The 20,353-nt window shown below is 56.4% G+C and carries 17 protein-coding genes and 3 pseudogenes; 5 read left to right on the top strand and 15 right to left on the bottom strand.

The annotated features are described in order from the left end of the window. The first annotated feature begins 186 nt into the window (after nucleotides 1-186). Nucleotides 187-690 carry a helix-turn-helix transcriptional regulator gene (locus AMK00_RS24100; RefSeq protein WP_010069248.1) on the top strand — a complete coding sequence of 168 codons (504 nt, stop codon included), beginning with the start codon at nucleotides 187-189 and terminating at the stop codon, nucleotides 688-690. Nucleotides 691-1,207: 517 nt separating this feature from the next. Here AMK00_RS24100 and AMK00_RS24095 read toward each other — a convergent pair. Next, nucleotides 1,208-2,151: pseudogene (locus AMK00_RS24095) on the bottom strand (IS481 family transposase). A gap of 442 nt (nucleotides 2,152-2,593) precedes the next feature. On the opposite strand from AMK00_RS24095, the gene AMK00_RS31370 reads away from it, so the two are divergent. The 4 genes and pseudogenes from AMK00_RS31370 to hisC all read left to right on the top strand — a co-directional run bounded on the left by AMK00_RS31370 (nucleotide 2,594) and on the right by hisC (nucleotide 5,521). Next, nucleotides 2,594-3,100, top strand: coding sequence for a helix-turn-helix domain-containing protein (locus AMK00_RS31370; RefSeq protein WP_004671987.1), 507 nt, complete (start codon nucleotides 2,594-2,596; stop codon nucleotides 3,098-3,100). 395 nt (nucleotides 3,101-3,495) lie between these two features. Further along, nucleotides 3,496-3,675 (top strand): annotated as a pseudogene (locus AMK00_RS33740) (hypothetical protein); the annotation flags it as partial. 39 nt (nucleotides 3,676-3,714) lie between these two features. After that, nucleotides 3,715-4,259: pseudogene (locus AMK00_RS33625) on the top strand (adenylyl-sulfate kinase); the annotation flags it as partial. A 158-nt stretch (nucleotides 4,260-4,417) separates the two neighbouring features. Then, nucleotides 4,418-5,521 (top strand): histidinol-phosphate transaminase, encoded by a 1,104-nt coding sequence (hisC, locus tag AMK00_RS24080; protein WP_008536542.1) that lies wholly within the window; start codon nucleotides 4,418-4,420, stop codon nucleotides 5,519-5,521. Between the two features lie 444 nt (nucleotides 5,522-5,965). Here the strand turns inward: hisC and AMK00_RS24075 are convergent, their stop codons facing one another. The 14 genes from AMK00_RS24075 to rpoN all read right to left on the bottom strand — a co-directional run bounded on the left by AMK00_RS24075 (nucleotide 5,966) and on the right by rpoN (nucleotide 20,342). Continuing rightward, nucleotides 5,966-6,904, bottom strand: coding sequence for an SIR2 family NAD-dependent protein deacylase (locus tag AMK00_RS24075; protein ID WP_012489553.1), 939 nt, complete (start codon nucleotides 6,902-6,904; stop codon nucleotides 5,966-5,968). Between the two features lie 30 nt (nucleotides 6,905-6,934). Next, nucleotides 6,935-7,147, bottom strand: a complete 213-nt coding sequence (gene nifT / locus AMK00_RS24070; protein ID WP_004678514.1) for a putative nitrogen fixation protein NifT — start codon at nucleotides 7,145-7,147, stop codon at nucleotides 6,935-6,937. A 4-nt stretch (nucleotides 7,148-7,151) separates the two neighbouring features. Then, a complete protein-coding gene (locus AMK00_RS24065) occupies nucleotides 7,152-7,469 on the bottom strand; it encodes a nitrogen fixation protein NifZ (RefSeq protein WP_012489552.1) in 318 nt (105 codons plus the stop codon). 64 nt (nucleotides 7,470-7,533) lie between these two features. Then, the gene (locus tag AMK00_RS24060) at nucleotides 7,534-7,740 is read right to left on the bottom strand and encodes a 4Fe-4S binding protein (RefSeq protein ID WP_012489551.1); all 207 of its coding nucleotides are present in this window, start codon (nucleotides 7,738-7,740) and stop codon (nucleotides 7,534-7,536) included. Nucleotides 7,741-7,774: 34 nt separating this feature from the next. Further along, a complete protein-coding gene (gene nifB, locus AMK00_RS24055) occupies nucleotides 7,775-9,253 on the bottom strand; it encodes a nitrogenase cofactor biosynthesis protein NifB (protein WP_012489550.1) in 1,479 nt (492 codons plus the stop codon). Between the two features lie 213 nt (nucleotides 9,254-9,466). Further along, the gene (gene nifA, locus AMK00_RS24050; RefSeq protein ID WP_011053431.1) at nucleotides 9,467-11,155 is read right to left on the bottom strand and encodes a nif-specific transcriptional activator NifA; all 1,689 of its coding nucleotides are present in this window, start codon (nucleotides 11,153-11,155) and stop codon (nucleotides 9,467-9,469) included. Nucleotides 11,156-11,375: 220 nt separating this feature from the next. Continuing rightward, nucleotides 11,376-11,675: a ferredoxin family protein gene (locus AMK00_RS24045; protein WP_004678523.1), complete on the bottom strand. Its 300-nt coding sequence runs from the start codon at nucleotides 11,673-11,675 to the stop codon at nucleotides 11,376-11,378. A 12-nt stretch (nucleotides 11,676-11,687) separates the two neighbouring features. After that, nucleotides 11,688-12,995: an FAD-binding protein gene (locus AMK00_RS24040; protein ID WP_008536548.1), complete on the bottom strand. Its 1,308-nt coding sequence runs from the start codon at nucleotides 12,993-12,995 to the stop codon at nucleotides 11,688-11,690. A gap of 9 nt (nucleotides 12,996-13,004) precedes the next feature. Beyond that, nucleotides 13,005-14,114, bottom strand: a complete 1,110-nt coding sequence (locus AMK00_RS24035) for an electron transfer flavoprotein subunit alpha/FixB family protein (protein ID WP_008536549.1) — start codon at nucleotides 14,112-14,114, stop codon at nucleotides 13,005-13,007. Nucleotides 14,115-14,129: 15 nt separating this feature from the next. Next, the gene (locus AMK00_RS24030) at nucleotides 14,130-14,978 is read right to left on the bottom strand and encodes an electron transfer flavoprotein subunit beta/FixA family protein (protein WP_004678528.1); all 849 of its coding nucleotides are present in this window, start codon (nucleotides 14,976-14,978) and stop codon (nucleotides 14,130-14,132) included. A gap of 176 nt (nucleotides 14,979-15,154) precedes the next feature. Further along, nucleotides 15,155-15,538 carry a nitrogenase stabilizing/protective protein NifW gene (gene nifW / locus AMK00_RS24025; RefSeq protein ID WP_008536550.1) on the bottom strand — a complete coding sequence of 128 codons (384 nt, stop codon included), beginning with the start codon at nucleotides 15,536-15,538 and terminating at the stop codon, nucleotides 15,155-15,157. 339 nt (nucleotides 15,539-15,877) lie between these two features. Further along, the gene (gene nifS / locus AMK00_RS24020; RefSeq protein ID WP_012489549.1) at nucleotides 15,878-17,074 is read right to left on the bottom strand and encodes a cysteine desulfurase NifS; all 1,197 of its coding nucleotides are present in this window, start codon (nucleotides 17,072-17,074) and stop codon (nucleotides 15,878-15,880) included. Between the two features lie 969 nt (nucleotides 17,075-18,043). Next, nucleotides 18,044-18,361: a HesB/IscA family protein gene (locus AMK00_RS24015; RefSeq protein WP_009995752.1), complete on the bottom strand. Its 318-nt coding sequence runs from the start codon at nucleotides 18,359-18,361 to the stop codon at nucleotides 18,044-18,046. A gap of 529 nt (nucleotides 18,362-18,890) precedes the next feature. Further along, a complete protein-coding gene (gene rpoN, locus AMK00_RS24010; protein WP_011053429.1) occupies nucleotides 18,891-20,342 on the bottom strand; it encodes an RNA polymerase factor sigma-54 in 1,452 nt (483 codons plus the stop codon). Nucleotides 20,343-20,353 lie beyond the last annotated feature (11 nt).

The following is a 20,353-nucleotide window of genomic DNA, read 5'->3' as shown; positions in this document are numbered from 1 at the left end:
GGTCTAGCGAGACTGTTTTGAATGCATTCATGAAGCAATTTGGCTAAACTCTCAAATATTTGCTATAACGCAAAAAATGCCCAAAATGGGTATTTAAAACGGTTGTAGTGTGGCGATGACAAGTGGTTCAAATCGGTTCAGGTTGGCTCAAGCCTACAACGAGTGGCAGGAAAACAGGGACGTGCGGTGACGGAAGATCTAGCAAGCTACAGAAGTTCGAGAGGCCTCGTCAGCACCGCCGATCCGGAGGTTGACAAGGCGATCTATCGAAAGCCAGGTTTCGGCGGCGAAATTACATCGTTGGGTCACATGGAGGAATTGATCAGCGCGTTCCTGAAAAAGACACGCGAAGCGCAGGGCCTGTCTCGCGCAGACGTTGCTCCAATGCTTGGTCTGTCCATCCCTGTATACGGACGCTACGAGCGGGCATTTTCCAAAATGACTGTTACTCGGATGATCCATCTGTGTGAGATTCTTGGCTTCATGCCTATCGATATGATCTTTGAAGCTGCGCCACATCTTTGGGGCCGCACATCGGAGGAGGCCGAGGATTGTCTCACACTGGCGAGGATTCTTAGGAGACTTCCGAACGGCACGACGCGCGATCTTATTCGGCTCCTGCAGCGAATGATCCCCGATGACGACGAGAGCGACAGAGGTATCAGTGATGTAGCGGAGCCCGTGAAGTGAGCTGGGTTTGTCTATGACGCCCCGACCAGTAGTTAGCAGTATTGGTGATAGCTGTCGCAGCCGACGCGCTGTCGTCGGTGTGCAGACACCCGCAATCTCACAACTTAGTTTTTCACTCGAATTTCCGTCTGATCAACAATACGCGCCGATTGCGCAATTTTTCGATGTTTGGTTGGCGTTGATCTCGCTCGATGCTCGAGCGATTCGTCGGCGAGCGACGCCAAGTCTATTTGCATGCGCTTTGCTTCGACAGTAGGGTCTGTGTTAAACTCCCTCGTTGGGTTTTCCCGCTCAATGCCATGTGGGTATTCGAGCTGCCGGCGCGCATGCTTTGATTTCGATTGCTGAATCTAAGCCCGTCCTCTCCGCGCCTCCGTTCCATCGCGCCGATCCTTTTTGCCATTCGGCTCGGAAACAGTCTTTTGACATCACGATCAGGTTCCGCGAAAACGGGGTCGAGTCGCTGAGACTGGAAACGCTGTTCATGGCTGTCGCCGTTCAGAGGTAAGGGCATCGCCTAGGTGTTTAGTCCCGGCATTTGATGGATGGGGTCGATGATGAATCGATCCGGCTCCAAAGTCCATCGTCTACAGATGAACTCGTAAGGCGTAAGGCCCTTTAACGTCTTGAGCCGGCGCCCGAAATTGTAGGCGTCGATAAAGTCGGCCAGATGTTTTTTCAACTGCGCATGATCGTCGTAGTGGAAGCGCTTGACGGTCGCCTCCTTGATCGTTCGGTTCATCCGTTCGACCTGTCCGTTGGTCCAGGGATGCTTCACCTTGGTCAGGCGATGCTCGATGCTGTGATCGTCGCAGACCCAATCGAAGATGTGCTGGAAGGCATTTCGATCACAAGCTCGGTTGGTGAACTGAATGCCATTGTCGGTCAAAACGGTGTGAATGGTGTAGGGCACTGCCGCGATCAGATTGCGCAAGAACTGAGCGGCATTCATCTTGCCGGCTTTGGTGTAGAGTTCCGCGAACGCGAACTTGGATGTTCGGTCAATTGCGACAAAGAGATAGAGCTTGCCCTCAGCCGTCTGCACCTCGTCAATATCGATGTGGAAGTAAGCGATCGGATAGCTTTTGAACTTCTTCTTCGGCTCCTTGTCGCCTCTGACCTCCGGCAGACGTGAAATGCCGTGGCGCTGCAAACACCTGTGCAACGACGAACGCGTCAGATGTGAAATGGTCGGCTGAAGAGCGTAGAGGCAATCATCGAGCGGCAGCAACGTGTGCCGGCGGAAGGCGACGATAGCGGCCTCTTCTTCGAGGGAAAGGGTCGTCGAGTGCGGGTCCTTTGGGCCTGTAGGAAGGTCGACCAACGATGTCCGCTTCTTCCATTTCGCCACGGTTTTCTGGTTGATCCCGTATCGCTTCGAAAGCGTTTTCAGGCTCTCTTCACTATTGCTCGACGGATTGCCTCTGTCGTCGTGGCGCTCCCGTGTAGAACCTGGCCCATAGTGCTTCCCTCCATGCCAAGGAAAATATTGCACCATCAAATGCCGGAACCAAACACCAGAGCAGCCAGCGCGCGGAGCCGTGATTGGTCTGCCGTGAACCGAGAGCTCCACGTGCAGGACAAAAGGCCACCATGCCCGCACACGACGTCCCGGGAGCTAGACGAGGAAATGAAGCGACCGTTATCACCAAAATCACTGAGGGTCATAGCCAATTTGGCGCAAGTGGATAATCCTTGCGTGAAGCGATTTCGGTATGATCTATGTCTATGTACTTGCGATCACTTATATATTTTGGTGAACGATAGCTATCGGGTGAGGTCCGCGTGGCCCAAAATGCGCCAAATTAGATCGAAACGAAACATTGGTGGTTCCAAGCACATCACTTTCCGTATAAAGAGCTTTGGCGCATTTACCTCAGTCGGAGCAATGTCAGGACCACCATTGAAGCAATGGATTAATGAACTCGGTTTGCAACAAGTCGATGATCCAGGCATAGACAAGCCGGTCTATCGAAAACCTTTTGACGGACGGATTGCACTTAGCGCCGAACTCGAAAACTTGATCAGCATCAGCCTTCGCGAAGCCCGCGATAAGCGAAAACTCCCGCGCTCGAAACTGGCGCCCTTGCTTGGCATCACTAAGCAGGTCTACGGCCGGTACGAAAATGGAGTATCCCGCTTGACCGTGAGCCGACTGATTCATCTGTGTGAGGTTTTGGATGCCACTCCGGAAGAGATTATCGCCCCGGCGGCACCTTATCTTTGGGGCGAAACTGAAACCAAAGCGGTTCTGCTGCTGGCTACTATCGTGAAGTTGCGGACTTTCGATGAAGAGATCTTGCAAGATATTTTCAGCTTACTAAGCCGCATAGACGAGACCGGTAGCGATAGCGGCGATCGTGCCATGAAAGTCGCGTCTACCAGCGCCACTGCAGACGATCGCGAATAGGACGTAGATCGCTAGCTTCAATAAACAGAACGTGCGTCCCTGATGAAGTTCCATCAGAAACCGCGAAGGACTAGCTGGCGACCGTTCATCGCCACTCCGGGACATAGGTGGGTAAACCGGGGAGGGCGCAGTTGGGTCAACTGGTCCAACGCATCCCTGCTTTCGGCCGCTGGAGGGGACGCGCGGTCGTCTTTACGCCGCGAGTGCCAGGGAGGTCACGTCAAAGTCTAAGAAACCCGTATATTCGACATACAAAGCATCGATAATTCCATTCATACAATCCATTTTACCAATCTCCCGTGATGATGCACTAGGAATGATCTCAGACGCGAGTGACGGCGAAACATTTGACGATCCGGACTGGCTATAGCGCGAACCCGAGCAACGGCGCCGACATGCATCGGGGCGGCCACTGCTTCGATCGCACAGTGCGGGCTTCAAAAACAGCAGCAGGAAATACCAAAGGAGGTCTTTGCATGCGTTCTGAGGTGCGGTGGAAGCTGTGCTGGGAAAACGAGCTGGAACTCATCGACCACGTCGATCCTCCCGAGCTCTTTCGCAAAGCCCAAGGGCCGACCGGGGTCTTCAATTTCAGTGGCAGCCAAAGCTGGGCAAGGCGCGCCGACAACCTGCATTGGCAGGCGACCGACGCTGACAAGGGCGCGCGCGGCGATGAAGAGTCAGCAGCCAGCCGTCCTTTTGTTCACTGGACTTTCCGGCTCCGGCAAGTCGACAATCGCCAATGCGCTCGACCGGCTGCTGCATGCCCACGGGAAGCACACCTACATCCTCGACGGCGACAACGTGCGCCACGGGCTCAATCGCGACCTGGCTTCAATCAACCCGATCGCGTCGAGAACATCCGCCGCGTTGCCGAGGTCGCCGAGCTGATGGAGGAGGGGAGCTTATTGAAATCCTCGTCGACACGCCGCTTGAGGAATGCGCGCGACGCGATCCGAAGGGGCTTTATCGGAAGGCGCTCGCCGGCAAGATCGCCAATTTCACCGGCGTTTCCTCGCCGTACGAAATCCCTGAGGGCGCTGAATTACATCTCGAAACGGTTGGCCACGACCCTGCGGCGTTGGCGTTTGAGATCGAACAGTTCCTCGAAAGGCGAATGGAGCAAGTGACGCATGAGTGTGAGAGTGGGGAGGCTTGACCATTGGCGGCTTGAAGCGGCCGCGGCGGTCCTTGGCCTATTAACTACGCGGCGACCGTAGCAGCCCGCAGGCGGCCCGCGCCAACGTCCGATGTGGCTTCAACAGGAGACGGCCGATCACGCGCTCACGACTCGGCTTACTGAAACGGAGAAAAGATATGGCTGATGCAAAGCTGCAAGCCGTGCTTTCGGCTCTTTCGCCGATGGCGAGACAGCTAAATGCGCTACCCTCCAATCAACCGGGGCGAGATGCGAACTGCGTTAAACTAAACACGAATGAGAATCCGTTTCCGTTGCCGATGATGGTGTTGCAAAGTGCGCTGGCGGCCCTCGAACGGCATTATCTGTATCCCGAAGATGACAATCTGAGCTTGCGCGACGCAGCCGCCAGCGCGTATGGCCTCTCCCAGGATCAGGTGGTCGCCGGGAACGGCTCGTCGGAGCTGCTTGGGCTCATCTACAGAGCATTCCTCGACCCGGGAGATAGCGTTGCGATGATATCGCCAGGTTTTTCCTTTAACCGCAAACTGGCCAAGTTGCAGGGTGCCAGATTTCTCGAAATCGAATGGGGCGAGTCTTATTCTCTGCCAATCGAGCAGCTGCTTCTTGGTCCAGCAAAAGATGCAAAATTCATACTGCTGGCCAATCCGAACAATCCAACGGGAACATTCGTTCCGGTGGCTGAAATCGACCGCCTCGTCGCGCAATCGGACCAGTTGATAGTGGTGGATGAAGCGTATGTCGACTTTGCACCCGATGATGCCCTGCGCCTAGTCGATCGTCATCCAAACCTTCTAGTATTGAGAACACTTTCGAAAGGCTTTGCAGCCGCGGGAATTCGCGTCGGTTTCGGCTTTGGTCATCCCGAACTTATTGGGAGGCTACGCAACCTGCAAAATGTCTTTAACATGAACGTGATCGGCCATGCGGTGGGCATTAGTATCCTTTCGCACCGCGCCGACTACGACGAGAACCACAGATATATTAAACATGAAAGACACAGAACGACCACTGCCTTGTCTCAATTGGGCTTTTCTGTCATTCCCTCCCACACAAACTTTTTGCTAGCTCGGGTGCCACCCGGACGAGATGGCAAATGGTGGCAAGCGTCTTTGGATAGGCAGAACATACTTGTAGCCGTCTTTCCCGATGCCGGTTTGGAAAATTTTATCCGCGTCAGCATCGGCACCAGAACCCAAATGGACGCGTTCCTTTCAGCCGCCAGGGACATCATTTCTGGAAGTATGAAGACGCAGAGCTAGGCGGTTAGAATTATTGGCCACACTGCTTGTCACTTGGAAACACCAAGTATCGAAGTCCATATTGTGGGATAAAGATCACAAATAAGCGCAAGACCGTAAAGCGTGTGCCGTCTCGATCCCGTTGATTACGCGTGTTATTGGCGCACGAGTGGAGCACCCGGTGGCCGATGCGAGGCTTATTTCTGGCGATTCGGCCGCGGCTCTGCCGCTGTATTGGGAATGGTTTAGGTTTCTTCATAATCGGTCCTTCGCATTGACATTGAGCGAACAGTAATCTGCGGTCGTCGCCGATCTTCCGTCGATCACCTGCGACAGAACCTCGATCCGCTAAAGATCACGCTCGCTCATCGCCATTGATCCCACCCGCAATCCCCTACGCCAGCAAACGTGGGCAGTATGGCATTCGAACTTGGCAGAAACAGAACTTTTTCAATCTGCGGCACTCTAGCCGCTACAGAGATTCGAAGCGGGAGCCGTGCGGCCATGGTCACCATCCGCCTTGCTACCAAATGGTACAAGCAGAGCCGCGGCTTCGCCGATCGGCAGGTCGACCACCGTGATTCCGCTTGCTGCAAGGAAACGGCGCTCGTTTTTGGTAAGGCCTTCCGCATCAAGTACTGCAAAGTGGGGGCCGTGAGAGCGCTTGATGATCTGTCGAGCGTAGATCCGGAGCATCTGATCGTTGAAGCGGCAGCCAATGAAAAGAAAACCGCGATCTATACGCCGTTCTTTCACCATTCCAGGTATTGGCGTCTGGATATCGATTTCGGTTAGGACTTCCACGTAATCGGAATCGGACACCAGAAAGTTCGAAGCTGGTATAACACTGCCGTACGGCGCATAGAGGACCGTCTTTGGCGCTGCGACGCATTCGACGTCTCTCCCGGACAGATCGTAAGTTTTTGTCCAAATGTCGCCGCCGCCGTTTGCACGCGTGACGCCCTGAATCTCGACGACATCCGTTCGACCGGTCTTCGCGAAAGCCGCACGCATTGTCCCGTCGTACCAACCGTCGACGATAAGGGAGAGCGGCAGCGTTGCGAGCCAGTCGTGGAGGGCGGTCGGCGCCACGGGTGCTCCAAATATTTCTGCCATCCAGGCCTGAAGCGTCCGGCGATGCCGTCGCTGTTCAATAAACTGCGCGACTGACCACATATTGCTGCGTATCCTGGAAGGGGCAGGTGTGCGTTCGTTGAGTGCCGCGGAGACGGCTTCCGGGGTGTCCGGTACAGGTGGTTCCGTGGATTGCAGCCGAAGGAGATCCGGACCGAGATAGGGAACGATCCGATCCGCAGCGAGCGCTTCCTGAAGCAGCCTAAGTCTTTCTTCGGCGTCACCGTTGCGAATGATCAGGAGACGGTCCGAGGTCAAAATTTTATTCATGCTGTTTTCTCTTACCTCTCGTTTGCAGCATCAGTCCTCGTCAGGAATCTTCCTTGCGTGGACGGTGATCGGCAGAGGCGTATCCCGCGATAGCTTGGGCAAGACGAGTCTCCAGCCGTTCCTGAGAGTGATCGTGCCGCCCCACATGTCATCAGCCTCGACATCTACGATCGGCTCTTCGAGATCTTTCTTTGGTACGTAAGCCGACAAGCCGGCGCTCGTTCTGCGAATCATTATCTTCATGTCGCTATTCCTTCGTTGGGGGCCCCGCGATTTCAGCAGCGCCGCAAGCAGCGGCGTTGTCTAGACTCGTCAGTTCACGGGCACGCATGCCGACGATAGTGCCACGTTCGACCCATTCGACGGCATAGATGTAAAACTGCTGGAGAAAGGTGCCGATGTCGCGCACATAGCCTTCGTCGCCCTTCCGCACCAAACTTTCCCCAATTTTTTTGCCAGCATAGGTGCCGTCATTCTTTACGTGAAGTCTGGCCCGCACCCGCTCGCCGGGTGTAAATCGTGGAGGCCTGTGGATTTCGACCTCCTGTTCACGTCCAAGGCCCATGGGCATTCCTCCTTGCAGGATATCATTGAAGGCTTCTCCGCAGGAGCCCCGACCATGCTGAAGGTCAAATCGCAGGTGCGGCGAGGACGCAGGTCTTCGGCACGGGGCAAACCTCCGCGCATTGCTGCGTTTCGAAGGTACCCTTGCATTCGGTGCATTTTTCCGGGTCGATAACGTAGATCTCACCTTTGAACCTGATCGCACCGGAGGGGCATTCGAACTCGCAGGCACCGCACTGGGTGCATTGGGACGCTATGATCCTGAAGGCCATTTTTAAACTCCTGAAGATGTTGGATTAAGAGCGCTCACGCCGTCGCCGCTTGTGGTTCGACGCCAAACTTGGCGGCGTAGAGGGTGCCGATGGCGGTCTCGATGTAGTCATAGCAATAAGCATCCGTTGCCCGAACCCCGGCCTCCATGAGCTTAGTCTTAGGGCACTCCCCGATCTTGGCGCATAGCACGACGTCAATACCGACCAGCGCAGTTATGATGCCGTCGAGGGTGGCTTCCTCGCCCCTGCCTCCGAGGCAATACTGTTCGATCTTGCGATGCCCGACGTAGGTGATGCCTCTCGACGAAGCTTCGTATACTTGGAACTCCTTCGCATGGCCGAAGTGCTCGTTGATGCGACCGCCACCCTTTGTCGCGACCGCGACGTGGAGGGACCCATCGCCGGCTGCTTTGACTGTCTCGATTGCCTCGCTCTTGGCGGTCGCGTGATCGCCGCGTTCGCGGGCGATCACTTCCCGATAGGCCTCGCGCTTACGGGCGTCATAGGTGATCTCTCCGGGAAGCTGGTCGAGTGCGAACTCCTGGCCCCGATCATCCCCAAGCAGGCCGACGGCATCGGCCCTACACTGCCGGCAATGGCGCATTAGCTTTGCGCCGCCTTCGAGACGATCCTGGAGCGCCTTCAATTCGAGCGCCCGCGGGCCGCGCTGTCCGGTCAAGCCGTAGTAGGTGCCATGGGCCGGATCGGAAATAAGCGGCATGACGTTGTGCAGGAACGCCCCCCGCTCCTTGACCCATTTATTTACCTCGACCAGGTGTTCGTCGTTGACACCAGGAATCATCACCGAATTGACTTTGGTGATGATGCCGCACGCGGTCAGCATCTCCAGGCCCACCATTTGCCGCTCGTGCAGAATTCTCGCAGCTTCGATGCCGGTGTAACGACGGTTGCGGTAAAAGATCCAGGGATAGATCTTTGCGCCGATTTCAGGGTCAACCATGTTGATCGTAATTGTCACGTGATCGACATTCATGTCGACAAGTTCGGCGACGTGATCCGGCAGCGCAAGCCCGTTGGTGGAGATGCACAGCTTGATGTCGTGGATCTCCCCCGCAACTCGTTCGAACGTTTCCTTTGTCTTCTTCCAGTCGTAACAGGCATCGCCCGGTCCGGCGACACCCAGCACGGAAAGCTGCGGCACTTCGTTGGCGACGGCAATGACCTTGCGCAGCGCCTGGTCTGGCGTCAACTTTTCCGAGACGACCCCAGGGCGGCTTTCGTTGGCGCAGTCATATTTACGATTGCAATAGTTGCACTGGATATTGCAGGCTGGTGCGACCGCGACATGCATGCGCGCGAAATAATGGTGAGCCTCTTCTGAATAGCAGGGGTGGTTTTTGATCTTCGCCCAGATAGCCTGGTCCACGTCGGCCGGTTTTGTGGACACGCCACATGACGAGGATGTGCAGCCACTCGGTTTCGCGGTCGCCAGCAATTGATACAAGGATGTCGTGCTGGTCGCACTTTCAAGCGAAATCATCGGTGCGGACATTGAGTGCTCCGTTGCTAGTTGACGTCGCCTTTCAAAACGCAAAAGCCATGCCATCCCAAGGACGGGATTTGCTTTAAGAATTTGCATTTATTGCCCGATTCCGACCGTGTTCGGACACAGACTTGTCAAGCTTCCGACAGTCGACAAAAGAGTTGTCCGTAAGCCACCAAACCAGGCATTGGAGATCGAGAAGGTCCAACATCACCCAGGCGCTTAAAGCTTTTTCACCTCGATGCGATGCTGGCGTAGAGCATAGCCGACCTGACGAGGCGTAAGGCCGAGAATACGAGCCGCTTTGGCCTGAACCCATCCGGCCTTTTCCATCGCCTCGATCAACCGGTCCCGTTGCGTGAGGCGCGACTCCATTGCGGGACAACCGGAACCGTGCGGATCACAAGCCTTGACGGAAGATACCTCGTCCGACGCACCGATGCTCCCGCCCGAGCGCGGCGATGAAGTCGGCATCACATTGCTCCGGGCATGCCCATCGACGGTGATGCCGCCGGGCGACCCGTCGGTTTTCCAGAGGAGCGACGAAAGGCACTGGCTGTTCTTGCAGGCAAAATCAGACGAAACGATCGAGCTTGAACGCGCAAGGGTGGCAGTCCTTCGCACGCAGTTTTCGAGTTCCCGGACGTTACCTGGGAAATAGCATTGCGACATCACCTCGATCGCCGACGACGAAAACGTCAGCTCGCGTTGGTTCTCCTTGTTGAATCGGTCAAGAAGAGCGTTCGCAAGGCGTGGAATATCGCCGGGTCGCTCTCGAAGCGGCGGCAGGACAATTGGAACTACGCTGATGCGGTAATACAGGTCGGCCCTGAATTCGGCGTTTGCAACAGCCATCTCGAGGTTCTTATTCGTGGCGCATATGAGCCGGACGTCGACCGCAAGCGTCTTGGTTCCGCCCACCCTCTCCAGTTCGCCTTCCTGCAGGACGCGCAGCAGTTTGGCTTGAAAGGCGGGCGAAATCTCGCCAATCTCGTCAAGTAGAAGCGTTCCGCCATTTGCCAGTTCGAAGCGTCCGGCGCGCTGCGCGATGGCCCCGGTGAAAGCCCCTTTTTCATGCCCAAACAGCTCCGATTCCAGGACGCCTTCGGGCAGCGCGGCGCAGTTCAATTTGACGAACGGCTTGTTTTTACGAGGGGAAAGTTCATGGATCGCCTGTGCAAAAAATTCCTTGCCGGTGCCGCTTTCGCCCCGCAGAAGCACGGTGGAATTCGTCCTCGCCACCACCGAGACGGTTTCAACCACCTGCTGGAGAGCCGGGCTATCCCCGATAATCCCGTCGATTTTGACGGGTGGATGTCGGCCCGGCGCGCCCCTTTGCGCGATGATCGGCTTCTCCGGTCTCTCTTGTTCGCCGATAGGTCGCCGACCCTCCAGGTTCAGGAAACGATGAAGCCTGATCGTCCGACTGACCAGATTGGCGACCATGGTCAGAAAGCGAACGTCCTCGTCGGCGGGGAAGGGGGCGGCGTCGTTCCTGACGCGATCGATCGATATTGTGCCAAGTATTTTATTATCGGCTTTTACCGGAACGCCAATAAAAGAAATTGGGACGGTGCCGCTGCTCCAAGGCGGTTGCGGCTCAGCCTGAAATAATTCGGACTTGCTGACATCCTTTACGATTAAGGGCATACCGGTCGTCGCGATATGGTCGATTACGGCCTTAGGTATAACGCCTCGAGCGGCTGATTGAGAGGATGGGGGGATGTCGCCAGTTGCGGCAATCTCGGGCTGACCTTCAGCGTCTAGAACAACGATTGCTCCGCATCGAATCTGCAGAAAGGAAGAGAGGACGTTCACGACGTTGGCAAGCGTAATCTCTAGCCGGGCGGGGGCAGTCAGTACCTTTGATATCTCGTAGATTCCGCTGCGCTGCGTGCCCGCTTGGCGCATAGGTCCAGCAGGTAGCGCAGATAGGGGTTCCGCTCCATCGACCGGTCGGGCGGGCATGTGGGTCATTATATGGCCTTGGGTTGTCTAACGTTTCTTATCACCCTTGCTTGCATGTATATATAGTAATTTCTAATACCAATCTGCAACGCGCACCTCTGCAAGTTTCCGATGCGCCCGTCTGCAAACCCAAGTTGGTTCTGAATCGTGGAGTTGCAAACCTTTATCCGAACTTGAAGAGAACGCCGAAACCGCCTCTCGGATAGTTCCACTCGATATCTCCACTTGCCTCGCAGAGTACGCGGCACGTGCCGCACTCCATGCACCCGTCGGCGATAACCTCCACTTGGCCCTGGTCATTCAATTCGTAGCACTTGGCCGGACAGACACTTGTGAGGGCATACAGATTTACGCTTGGCCAATCGTGTGGACGCACCCTAATATGCGGGCGTCCGGCATCGACCACGTATCGATTTTGGTAAAGCTTGTCCTCTACGCGTATGTTCGTCACTGCAACCGTCATCTCATCTCTCCTTTATCGCCACGCGCGCGCCAAGCGAACCGCGTCACCAAACAGCCCCCAGCGGGAGCGTGCCTTGATGAAGGTGCCCGTGGTCGCCCGTTCCTTGTCGATCTTCGGGGTGCCATCGACTCGCACAAAGTTCTGTGCGGCCTGCGACAGCAACCTTGGATAAGTCGTGAAGAAATTGCGGGAATTGGTGTGCAGCAGGGCAGGCATGTCCTTGTATTTCCGCAAGTCTTTGATAACGAACGACTTTTCAAGCATCGACTTGTAAAGGGAGAGGTTCTCCTTGACCATCGGCTTTTTGCGATTCTTGATCTGGACGATTGCTTCGCCGGCGATGCGCCCCGACGTCATGGCGAGGTTGGACCCCTCGCGGTGCACCGCATTATTAAGTTGTGCCGCGTCGCCGACGACGACCCAGCCGTCACCAAAAAGCTGCGGAATTGCCTTGTAACCACCTTCTGGAATGAGATGCGCCGCATATTCCTTGACTTCCGCTCCTGCGATCAGCGGCTTTACCGACGGATGGCTTTTGAATTTTTCGAGCAGATCATAAGGACTTTCCATTGTTGCCGCGAATTCGGAGACAAGGCAGCCAATGCCGATCGAGATCGATTCTTTGTTGGTGTAGAGGAAGGCAAGCCCGGCCATGTTGCGAGAGATCGTGCCAACTGCCTCGATGACGCAGCCTTCATTGGCCTGGAGGCCGAACCGCTGGTCAATTACCTCTTCGGCCAGGAAATGCATTTCCTTGACGGCGAGCGCGACAGTTTCCGGTTTTGGCGTGTCACGCAATCCAGCACGCGTGCCGAGCAGCCCATTGACGCCCTCTGCGAGAACGACCACGTCAGCAAGAATCACGTCGCCGGCGCGGTCGGTGCGAACGCCAATCACCTTGCCCTTTGGATCACGAACGAGTTCCGTCACGGTCGTCTCGCATAGAAGCGTCGCTCCGGCCTCGCGCACCTTGCGTGAAAACCATTTGTCGAATTGGGCGCGAATGACCGTGTAGCGATTGTGTCTCGACTCGTTGAAGTCGTCCGACCGGTATTGCATACCGATGTGGGACGAGTCGTCCATCATCCAGAAGCGCTGCTCGACTAAGTGCCGCTCCAGAGGCGCATCATCCCGGAAATCCGGCAGGATTTTCTCCAGCATGTCCGCGTACATGATGGCGCCCTGCACATTCTTGGAGCCCGGATACTCGCCACGCTCCAACTGCAGCACCTTCATGCCGCGGTTCGACATCGTGTAAGCAGCTGCGTTTCCGGCCATGCCGGCCCCGATAACTATGGCGTCGAAGTTTTCCTCAGTCATGGGGCGCCCTCAGTTTGCAAGCTTATCGCGACTGTGCGGCGACAGTCGATGGGTGAAGAGTTCCGTTAATGACGGCAGTAAACGGATCGCATCGGTGACGACGCCGAGGTGGGCGAAATCAAAAATCGGCGCGTTAGGATCGGTGTTAATGGCTAAAATAAGATCAGCTCCCTCGACGCCAACGCGATGCTGGATGGCGCCGGAAATGCCGGCTGCTATGTAAAGCTTCGGCCGGATAGTTTTGCCAGTTTGGCCGATCTGCCGATCAGCAGGCATCCAGCCCTTTTGGACGAGGGGGCGCGAACAGCCATAATCGGCCCCGATCGTCCGCGCGAGTTTCTTCATAAGCTTCACGTTCTCCACCGCGCCGAGACCGAGGCCTCCAGCAACCACGACGTCCGCATAGGCGAGATTCGCCGTCGCCGACTGGCCATCGGACAAGAAACCGAGGACCTTAGTGACGATCTCTTCCTCGATCATCGACACTTTGTGTTGAATGACGCGTCCGATCTTATTATTCCCGCGCGGAGGCATGGCCATGACCCTCGGCCGGACCGTTGCCATCTGCGGCCGGCAGTTGAGCGTGTAGATCGTGCAAAGCAAGGAGCCGCCGAAAGTCGGCCGGGTCGCCGCAAGCGAGCCGTCCGCATCCACATCAAGTTCGGTGCAATCCGCCGTGAGCCCTGTCAACAAGGTCGTCGCCACGGAACCGGCAAGGTCGCGCCCGAGCGTCGTTGCCCCTAAAAGAAGGATTTCCGGTTTGTAGTTAGTAACCAGATCCGTCAATGCTTTGGTGAAAGGCTCATTTCGGTAGTCGGCGAGCAGTGGGGCCTCGACGAGGTAGGCCAGGTCGGCGCCATAAGCAAAAGCCTCGGCGATGGCAAACCACGTGGCCTCTCCCGGTGGTCCGAGAACGACGCCGGCAAGCTGGACGCCCAGCTTGTCGGCGAGCTTGCGGCCTTCGCCGAGCAGCTCGAAGGAGACGGGATGCACCTGATCGCGCTCCAGCTCCATGAAGACCCAAACGTGCCGATGGTCCTTAAACTGATCGGGCAGCTCTTTCTTCATGGCGGCACGGCCAGCGGCTGGAGGAGGGCTCTCTCGATTCGTGCTCAACATCGTCGCTCCTTGCCTTCATTCGCCGTCAAAGGCGAGTTCGCTTTCGAGCGCCGGCTGGCGCAAAAAGATCCCAGCGATCAACTCCTCCGCGAGATCGCGCGGTGTTTTTTCCGCGGTGTCGATCTGCTCCGCCTTTTCCGCCCGCTCAGGAGGGGCAAAGACCCTCTTAACGACGGTTGGCGAGCCACGCAGGCCGCACTTGGTGAGGTCCTCTATGCCAGCGTCGGCCGCATTCCACTTCACGATCTGGCTGCGCGCGGCCCGTAGCGCGTCATCGAGCGAGCCGCGGCGGATTTCGTTTGTGCCTTCGAGCATTGTAATTAGGCAAGGGAGCTTGCTCATCAGCGTCTGCGTGCCCCCTTCCGAGCGGCGCTCCACCGTAATCTCGCGCCCATTGATGTCGACAGAGACGATTTTGGCAACGTAGGTGAGCTGCAGGAGGTCGAGGCGCTTGGCGATGCCAGGCCCAACCTGGGCGGTATCGCCGTCGATGGTCTGTTTGCCCGTAAAGACGATATCGGGCGTACCGAAGGCCTCTCCGATCTTCGCGATGGCTCGCGAAAGAGCAAACGAGGTCGCCAGAGTGTCGGAGCCGGCAAAATGACGGTCGGTCAAGAGTACGGCGCGGTCGGCGCCGTAGGTGAGCGCCTTGCGCAACGCGTCCTCTGCCATGGGCGGCCCCATGGTGAGCACGGTCACCTCGCCGCCATGGCGGTCGCGCAACTGGAGCGCCTCTTCAAGGGCGAACAGATCATAGGGGTTGATGATGGTTGGCACTCCCTGACGCATGATTGTGTTCGTCACCGGATGCACTCGTATTTGTGCGGAGTCCGGTACCTGTTTGATACAGATAACTATGTGCATGGCGGTTTCTTACTCCCTCCCTCTATGGGTGGCGGGCTTGTCAGTACACATGCTTGCGTGCATCATTCGTGCCAACCGTTTGGCGTTCTCTATCACATTGAAATGGCTTCGATTCCGACGTTGCTAGCATATGACTGAATTGTAAGCTTCCCGACATTGTCGTGTCGCAACCGTGCTCACTTCTTTTCGAACGGCTTCAGGAAAGAGTCTAACGGGACAACGGTGCGGCCGGGTGTGACAGGTCTGTTCGGATTGTGGTCCTTGAGCACCTTGAAGACCCGGTGCGAGAGCGGCGCGGAGGTCGCGAAATCACAGTAGGCCCTTTCCAGTATGGCACGGGCACGAGCAGCGATTACCCGGTCTGGGAGATGGGAGAAGTCCTCTGCCGCGAGGTATTGGCCCATACGCTTCATGATATGGAGTCGTGAGACATCGAGAACCTTAGGGTCATAGGGGACCCCTAGGGCTGCGAAGAACTCCTCCGCAGCCGAGAGAGATTTCAGCCGATTGAGGATGTCTTTGACATCGACGGGACTGCTGTCAGCGGAGCAACGGCACATAAGATTCCCCCTGGTCGTGAGCGGTGATCGCGAGATCGTTCTCCCGTAGCTTAAGCTGCAACGTACGGAATGCGTGGTTCGACGCGGCTAGGCGCAAGGCAGTCGCGTTGCAACTGGAGTCGGCATAGGCTGGTGGTCGGATGCGATCCACCGATGGTGTCGAGAGATTGATTAAGATGATATGGCGCTGGGCCCCCTCCACGAACACGCATGGGCGGTGAACCGGCGATCTATGTGACTGAGAGCCCCGGCTTTTACCTGATCGTTCATACGATGCCGGTGCCGTCATGCAGGTCGTATCGGTGAAAAGGAATTGCCGTTTCATGAGCGTGCCTGCTCCTACTCCCCTGAACGAACCCGGCTGCTCGTGTCGGCCACGTGGCCGGAACGGCATTGGCTCCGGAGCCTTTCAACGATGCCCGGTAAAACTTCGAGCACCCGGTCGACATCCTCGTCACAGTTATCGCGCGAGAACGAGAAGCGGATTGTTCCGTGCGCCATAGCATGAGGGATATCCATTGCCCTCAAGACATGGCTCGGCTCCAGCGAACCGGAGGAGCAAGCAGAGCCGGAAGAGCAGGCGATGCCATAGCGGTTGAGAAGAAGGAGCATACTGTCTCCTTCGACACGTTGAAAGGCGATGTTCGCCGTGTTCGGCAACCTCTTAAGCCTATCGCCGGTTACGAAGGCGCCTGGAACACGCTGGACAATGCCGTTCTCCAATCGATCTCGGAGCGACTTTAATCGGGTGCTCTCGTCGTCTATTGATTTCAGGGCGAGTTCGGCAGCCTTGCCTAAACCGACAATCCCGGCCGTATTTTCTGTCCCTGCGCGTCGGTCGCGCTCCTGATGACCTCCCTTGATCAGTGAGGAGAAAGATAAGCCCCGCCTGAGATAGAGTGCACCAATGCCTTTTGGTCCATGGAATTTGTGTCCGGACAACGAAAGCATGTCGATTGCAGTAGGTTGGAGGTCCATTGGAACCTTGCCGACCGCCTGGACCGCGTCGGTGTGGAAAAGTGCACCGATTCTCTTGGCCATCTCGGCAAGCTTAGCGACCGGGAAAATGGTTCCCGTCTCGTTGTTCGCCCACATGATCGAAGCAATCGCTACACGATGAGTGAGGGCGGTCTCATAGGCGTCAAGATCGAGACGTCCATGTCGATCCACTGGGATCCTGTGTACCTTAATGCCGCGCGTCTTCTCCAGATGGCCGCAGAGTGTCAGCACCGCTGAATGCTCGACTGCGGAAGTCACGATCTCTGTGCGCTCAGGCATCACCTCCAGCGCCGAAAGGATCGCCGCATTGTCGCTTTCCGTCCCCCCCGAGGTGAACACGATCTCATGATCGAACTCGGCGCCGATCAGCGCTTGCAATTGCCGGCGCGCCTTCCTCACCGCCTCGCGGATGGAGGAGCCAAAAGCGTGCGTCGACGAAGGGTTTCCAAACTGATCCGCAAAGAACGGCAGCATGGCTTCAACCACTTCAGGATCGACTCTGGTCGTTGCATTATTGTCGAGATAGATCGCTCTCATGGGTGGATCTCGACTGAGGGGAAGCGGTGACAATGCTGCGGCGTCTTGCACATGCTGTTGTTTGATAGCCTCGGGCAAGCAGCGCGGGGTGGAGTCGTGCGATGGCGCGTCACGCGATCTTGTTGGCATCGATAACGTCGCATAGCCGCCATCAGTAGGAAGGGAAGAACGTTGTGCGCTCGCGCCTTTTCCAACGGTTGGATTCGCCGCGGCTGCTTAACTAGATGGGTCGCCAGCTTAGCTTGTCGCTGAGAACTGAACTGTTGCAGGCTGCGGCGATTTTTAGACCCTGTCCTACGCGATTGCCGGCTACAACATCCATTTCGACCCTGCCAATTTCTCCAGGCCTCAGATTTCTGTTGTGACGGTCTGATCGTCCTCCTCTGCCGGAACGAGGCTTTCGACGACCAGTATTGTATAAACCGCTGACACGTCTTCGACGGCTTGAACGAGTGTCGTCCGTCTACTGCCAGATCTAGCGAAGTGAGCGACTTGGTCATGAAATCAAGCCTCTTGACACGCACGCGTCTTCGCTCACCTTTCCTCGGCGCGGAACTGCTTGCAGAGGGGGCGTCTCCTTTGGAATCCTGGCCCGGATGCCCGCCAAAAAATTTTGCTGCCTCAGGATAATCCGTTGATGAGCAGACCTTTCTCTCCGGCAGCAAACCGCTTAAAAAGCCTGCTGTCTCCTGACGGACGGTTTGAGGCGCTTCGGCGGGCTTTAGGGTTATGAGTTCGGCCAGCGCTGGCGAGAAGGCGGTCGCTGGGTTGGAACGCAAGGACGACGGCGTCACCAGAAACGCTTCCACCGTTGGATCGACTCCAATTATCAATTCAGGCCCTCTACCGTAGGAAACTGCCCCGGTCTCGCTGAGGGGATTTTCCTGCACGCCGTCGTTCTTCGGATTGAAAAAGGAAACCATGACCTTTTCGCAATAATTCCGCATGGCTCTCTCGCTTTCTCGGTGATCAGCCGAAGGATTTGCCGCAAGTGCAGTTCTGGTGCGCATTGGGATTGTCGAAGACAAAACCGGAGGTTTCTGGTCCCGTCACGAAGTCGATCGTCATGCCGTTGATGTGTGCTTGCGAGTCTGCGTCAACGAACACCTTGACCCCATTTGTTTCGATCACCGCGTCGCCCTGGCCCTGGACGCTTTCTAGCCCCACCAGGTATTTGTAGCCGGCGCATCCACCTGCCTCGACCGCGATGCGAAAGCCTTCCGCCTGCTCGGCTCGGGAAAGCGTTACGTTCATGATGGCGGCGGCATTCTCTGTGAGCTTGATCATGGGATGATTCCTTTTTGTTCGATGGCGCATTTTCGGATTACCGTGCATGCGTCGTGCCAAGCGGTGAGGAAGGCCAAGAGTTCGATCAGCCCGCGTGTTGTATTCCTGCGTCGTCGAACATCGGAGATCTCGAAAGCGCGCCAACTCCAGAACGTCTGCCCGCGTATCTCCGTCTATCATTTTCGGTTGAGGCTCTCGTTGCCGCCGCACCGAAATCCCAGCGGTTCGGCGAAAATGAATGGGAGGCGACAACTGCTTCTAGATTTGTCGCTTGCGCGACATAAAAATTCTGCACGAGTTTTCGTGATTAACCGCTTAGCCCCTAAGCGCTTGGGCTATGGAACAGACATCTAATCTTTTCTGGAACGTCAGCTTAAGCGGCCGGAACAACTTTTGAAGCTCCCGTGACGAGGCTGCGGTCGCCAGCCCATATGAAGTCGATCCTCCATGGAGAGGACTAAGCACAATGTCACATGTGCCTCAGTTCCGCGGTTTTTGGGAAAAGGGCATCACCTACGGTACAAAGGACTTATCCCTCCGCGGCCGCCAGTACAAACCGTTTCTCCCGCCGGCGTTGCGCGGACGAGGGGATGTTCATCGCCTCGCGATATTTGGCGACTGTGCGGCGAGCAATGTCGACGCCTGTTTCCTTGAGCTTGGCAACGATGCCATCGTCGGACAGCACATCATGGAGCGTCTCTGCGGCAATAAGTGCCCTTATCTGATGGCGCACAGCTTCGGCCGAGTGCGCGTCACCGCCTTGTGAGGACGGGATCGCGACGGTGAAAAAATACTTGAGCTCGAACACGCCGCGGGGCGTGAGAATGTATTTGTTCGACGTTACCCGACTTACAGTGGACTCGTGCATGTCGATCGCGTCAGCGATGGTCTTAAGATTGAGAGGGCGAAGATGAGCAATGCCATCTTCCAAAAAGACATCCTGGTGGCGCACGATTTCGGTCGCCACCTTAAGGATCGTCGTGGCGCGCTGATCGAGACTCCGAACCAACCAGCTCGCGCTCTGGAAGCATTCGTTCAGGAATGACTGATCTTTCGAGCTTTGGGCGGTTAGGCGAGTAACTTGCGCAAAATAGGTTTGGTTGATCAGTACCTTGGGCAAAATCTCCCGATTAAGCTCGACGTGCCATCCGCCTCCCGGCGAGGGTAGGACGAAGACGTCGGGTATGATGGATTCCGACCTTGCGGACTGGAACTGGTTTCCAGGCTTTGGGTCAAGTGCACGAATTTCGTTCAACATATCGAGAAGGTCGTCTTCATCGACCCGGCAACGTCGCTTCAGTGCTCGAAAATCGCGTCGCGCAAGCAACTCGAGATTTGCGACCAGAGCTGCCATGGCCGGGTCGAACCGGTCTCGTTGGCGCAACTGAATCTCGAGGCATTCGCCCAGACTTCGCGCAAATATGCCCGGCGGGTCAAATAGCTGCAAAGCCTCAAGAACCCGCTTCACTCCAGCCTCAGGGCTATTTAGCCTCTCTGCTAGCTCCAGAAGGTTCACTTGCAGATACCCAGTGTCATCCAGATGGTCGGCAAGCGCGCCAGCAATCAGCCGCTCCTGGGGTGTGAAGGCAGTGAGGGCGATCTGATGGGCGACATGTTCGTGCAATGTCTCAGTTGAGGCGGCGAACTCATCCAGGGAAGGCCTTTCCCCCGGCGAAAGGTTGCCTGTGTCACGGATTGATTTCCAGGGACTAGACAGCTCAGGCATGTCCGTCCTGGCCGGTCCATCAACGTGGTCTTCGCGTGCGCTGATATTTGGATCATCCGCCGCAGTTGGCGATACGCCAGAAGCCCCGCCGTCATTCGACGCCAGGTCGAGAAATGGGTTCTTCTCGATTTCCTGTTCCACGAACTGATTCAGTTCGGTGTGCGCCAGCTGCAGCAAGCGAATAGACGCGATGAGCTGGGGCGTAATAACCAGCGATTGCTGCTGACGCTGATGAAGGCTTGTAAAGGACTTCATGGTTCGAGCAA

It is taken from the genome of Rhizobium sp. N621 (assembly GCF_001664325.1).
GTDB classification, from domain to species: domain Bacteria; phylum Pseudomonadota; class Alphaproteobacteria; order Rhizobiales; family Rhizobiaceae; genus Rhizobium; species Rhizobium esperanzae.
The sequence above is the reverse complement of the archived record's forward strand: the minus strand, read 5'-3'. Positions and strand labels throughout refer to the sequence as shown.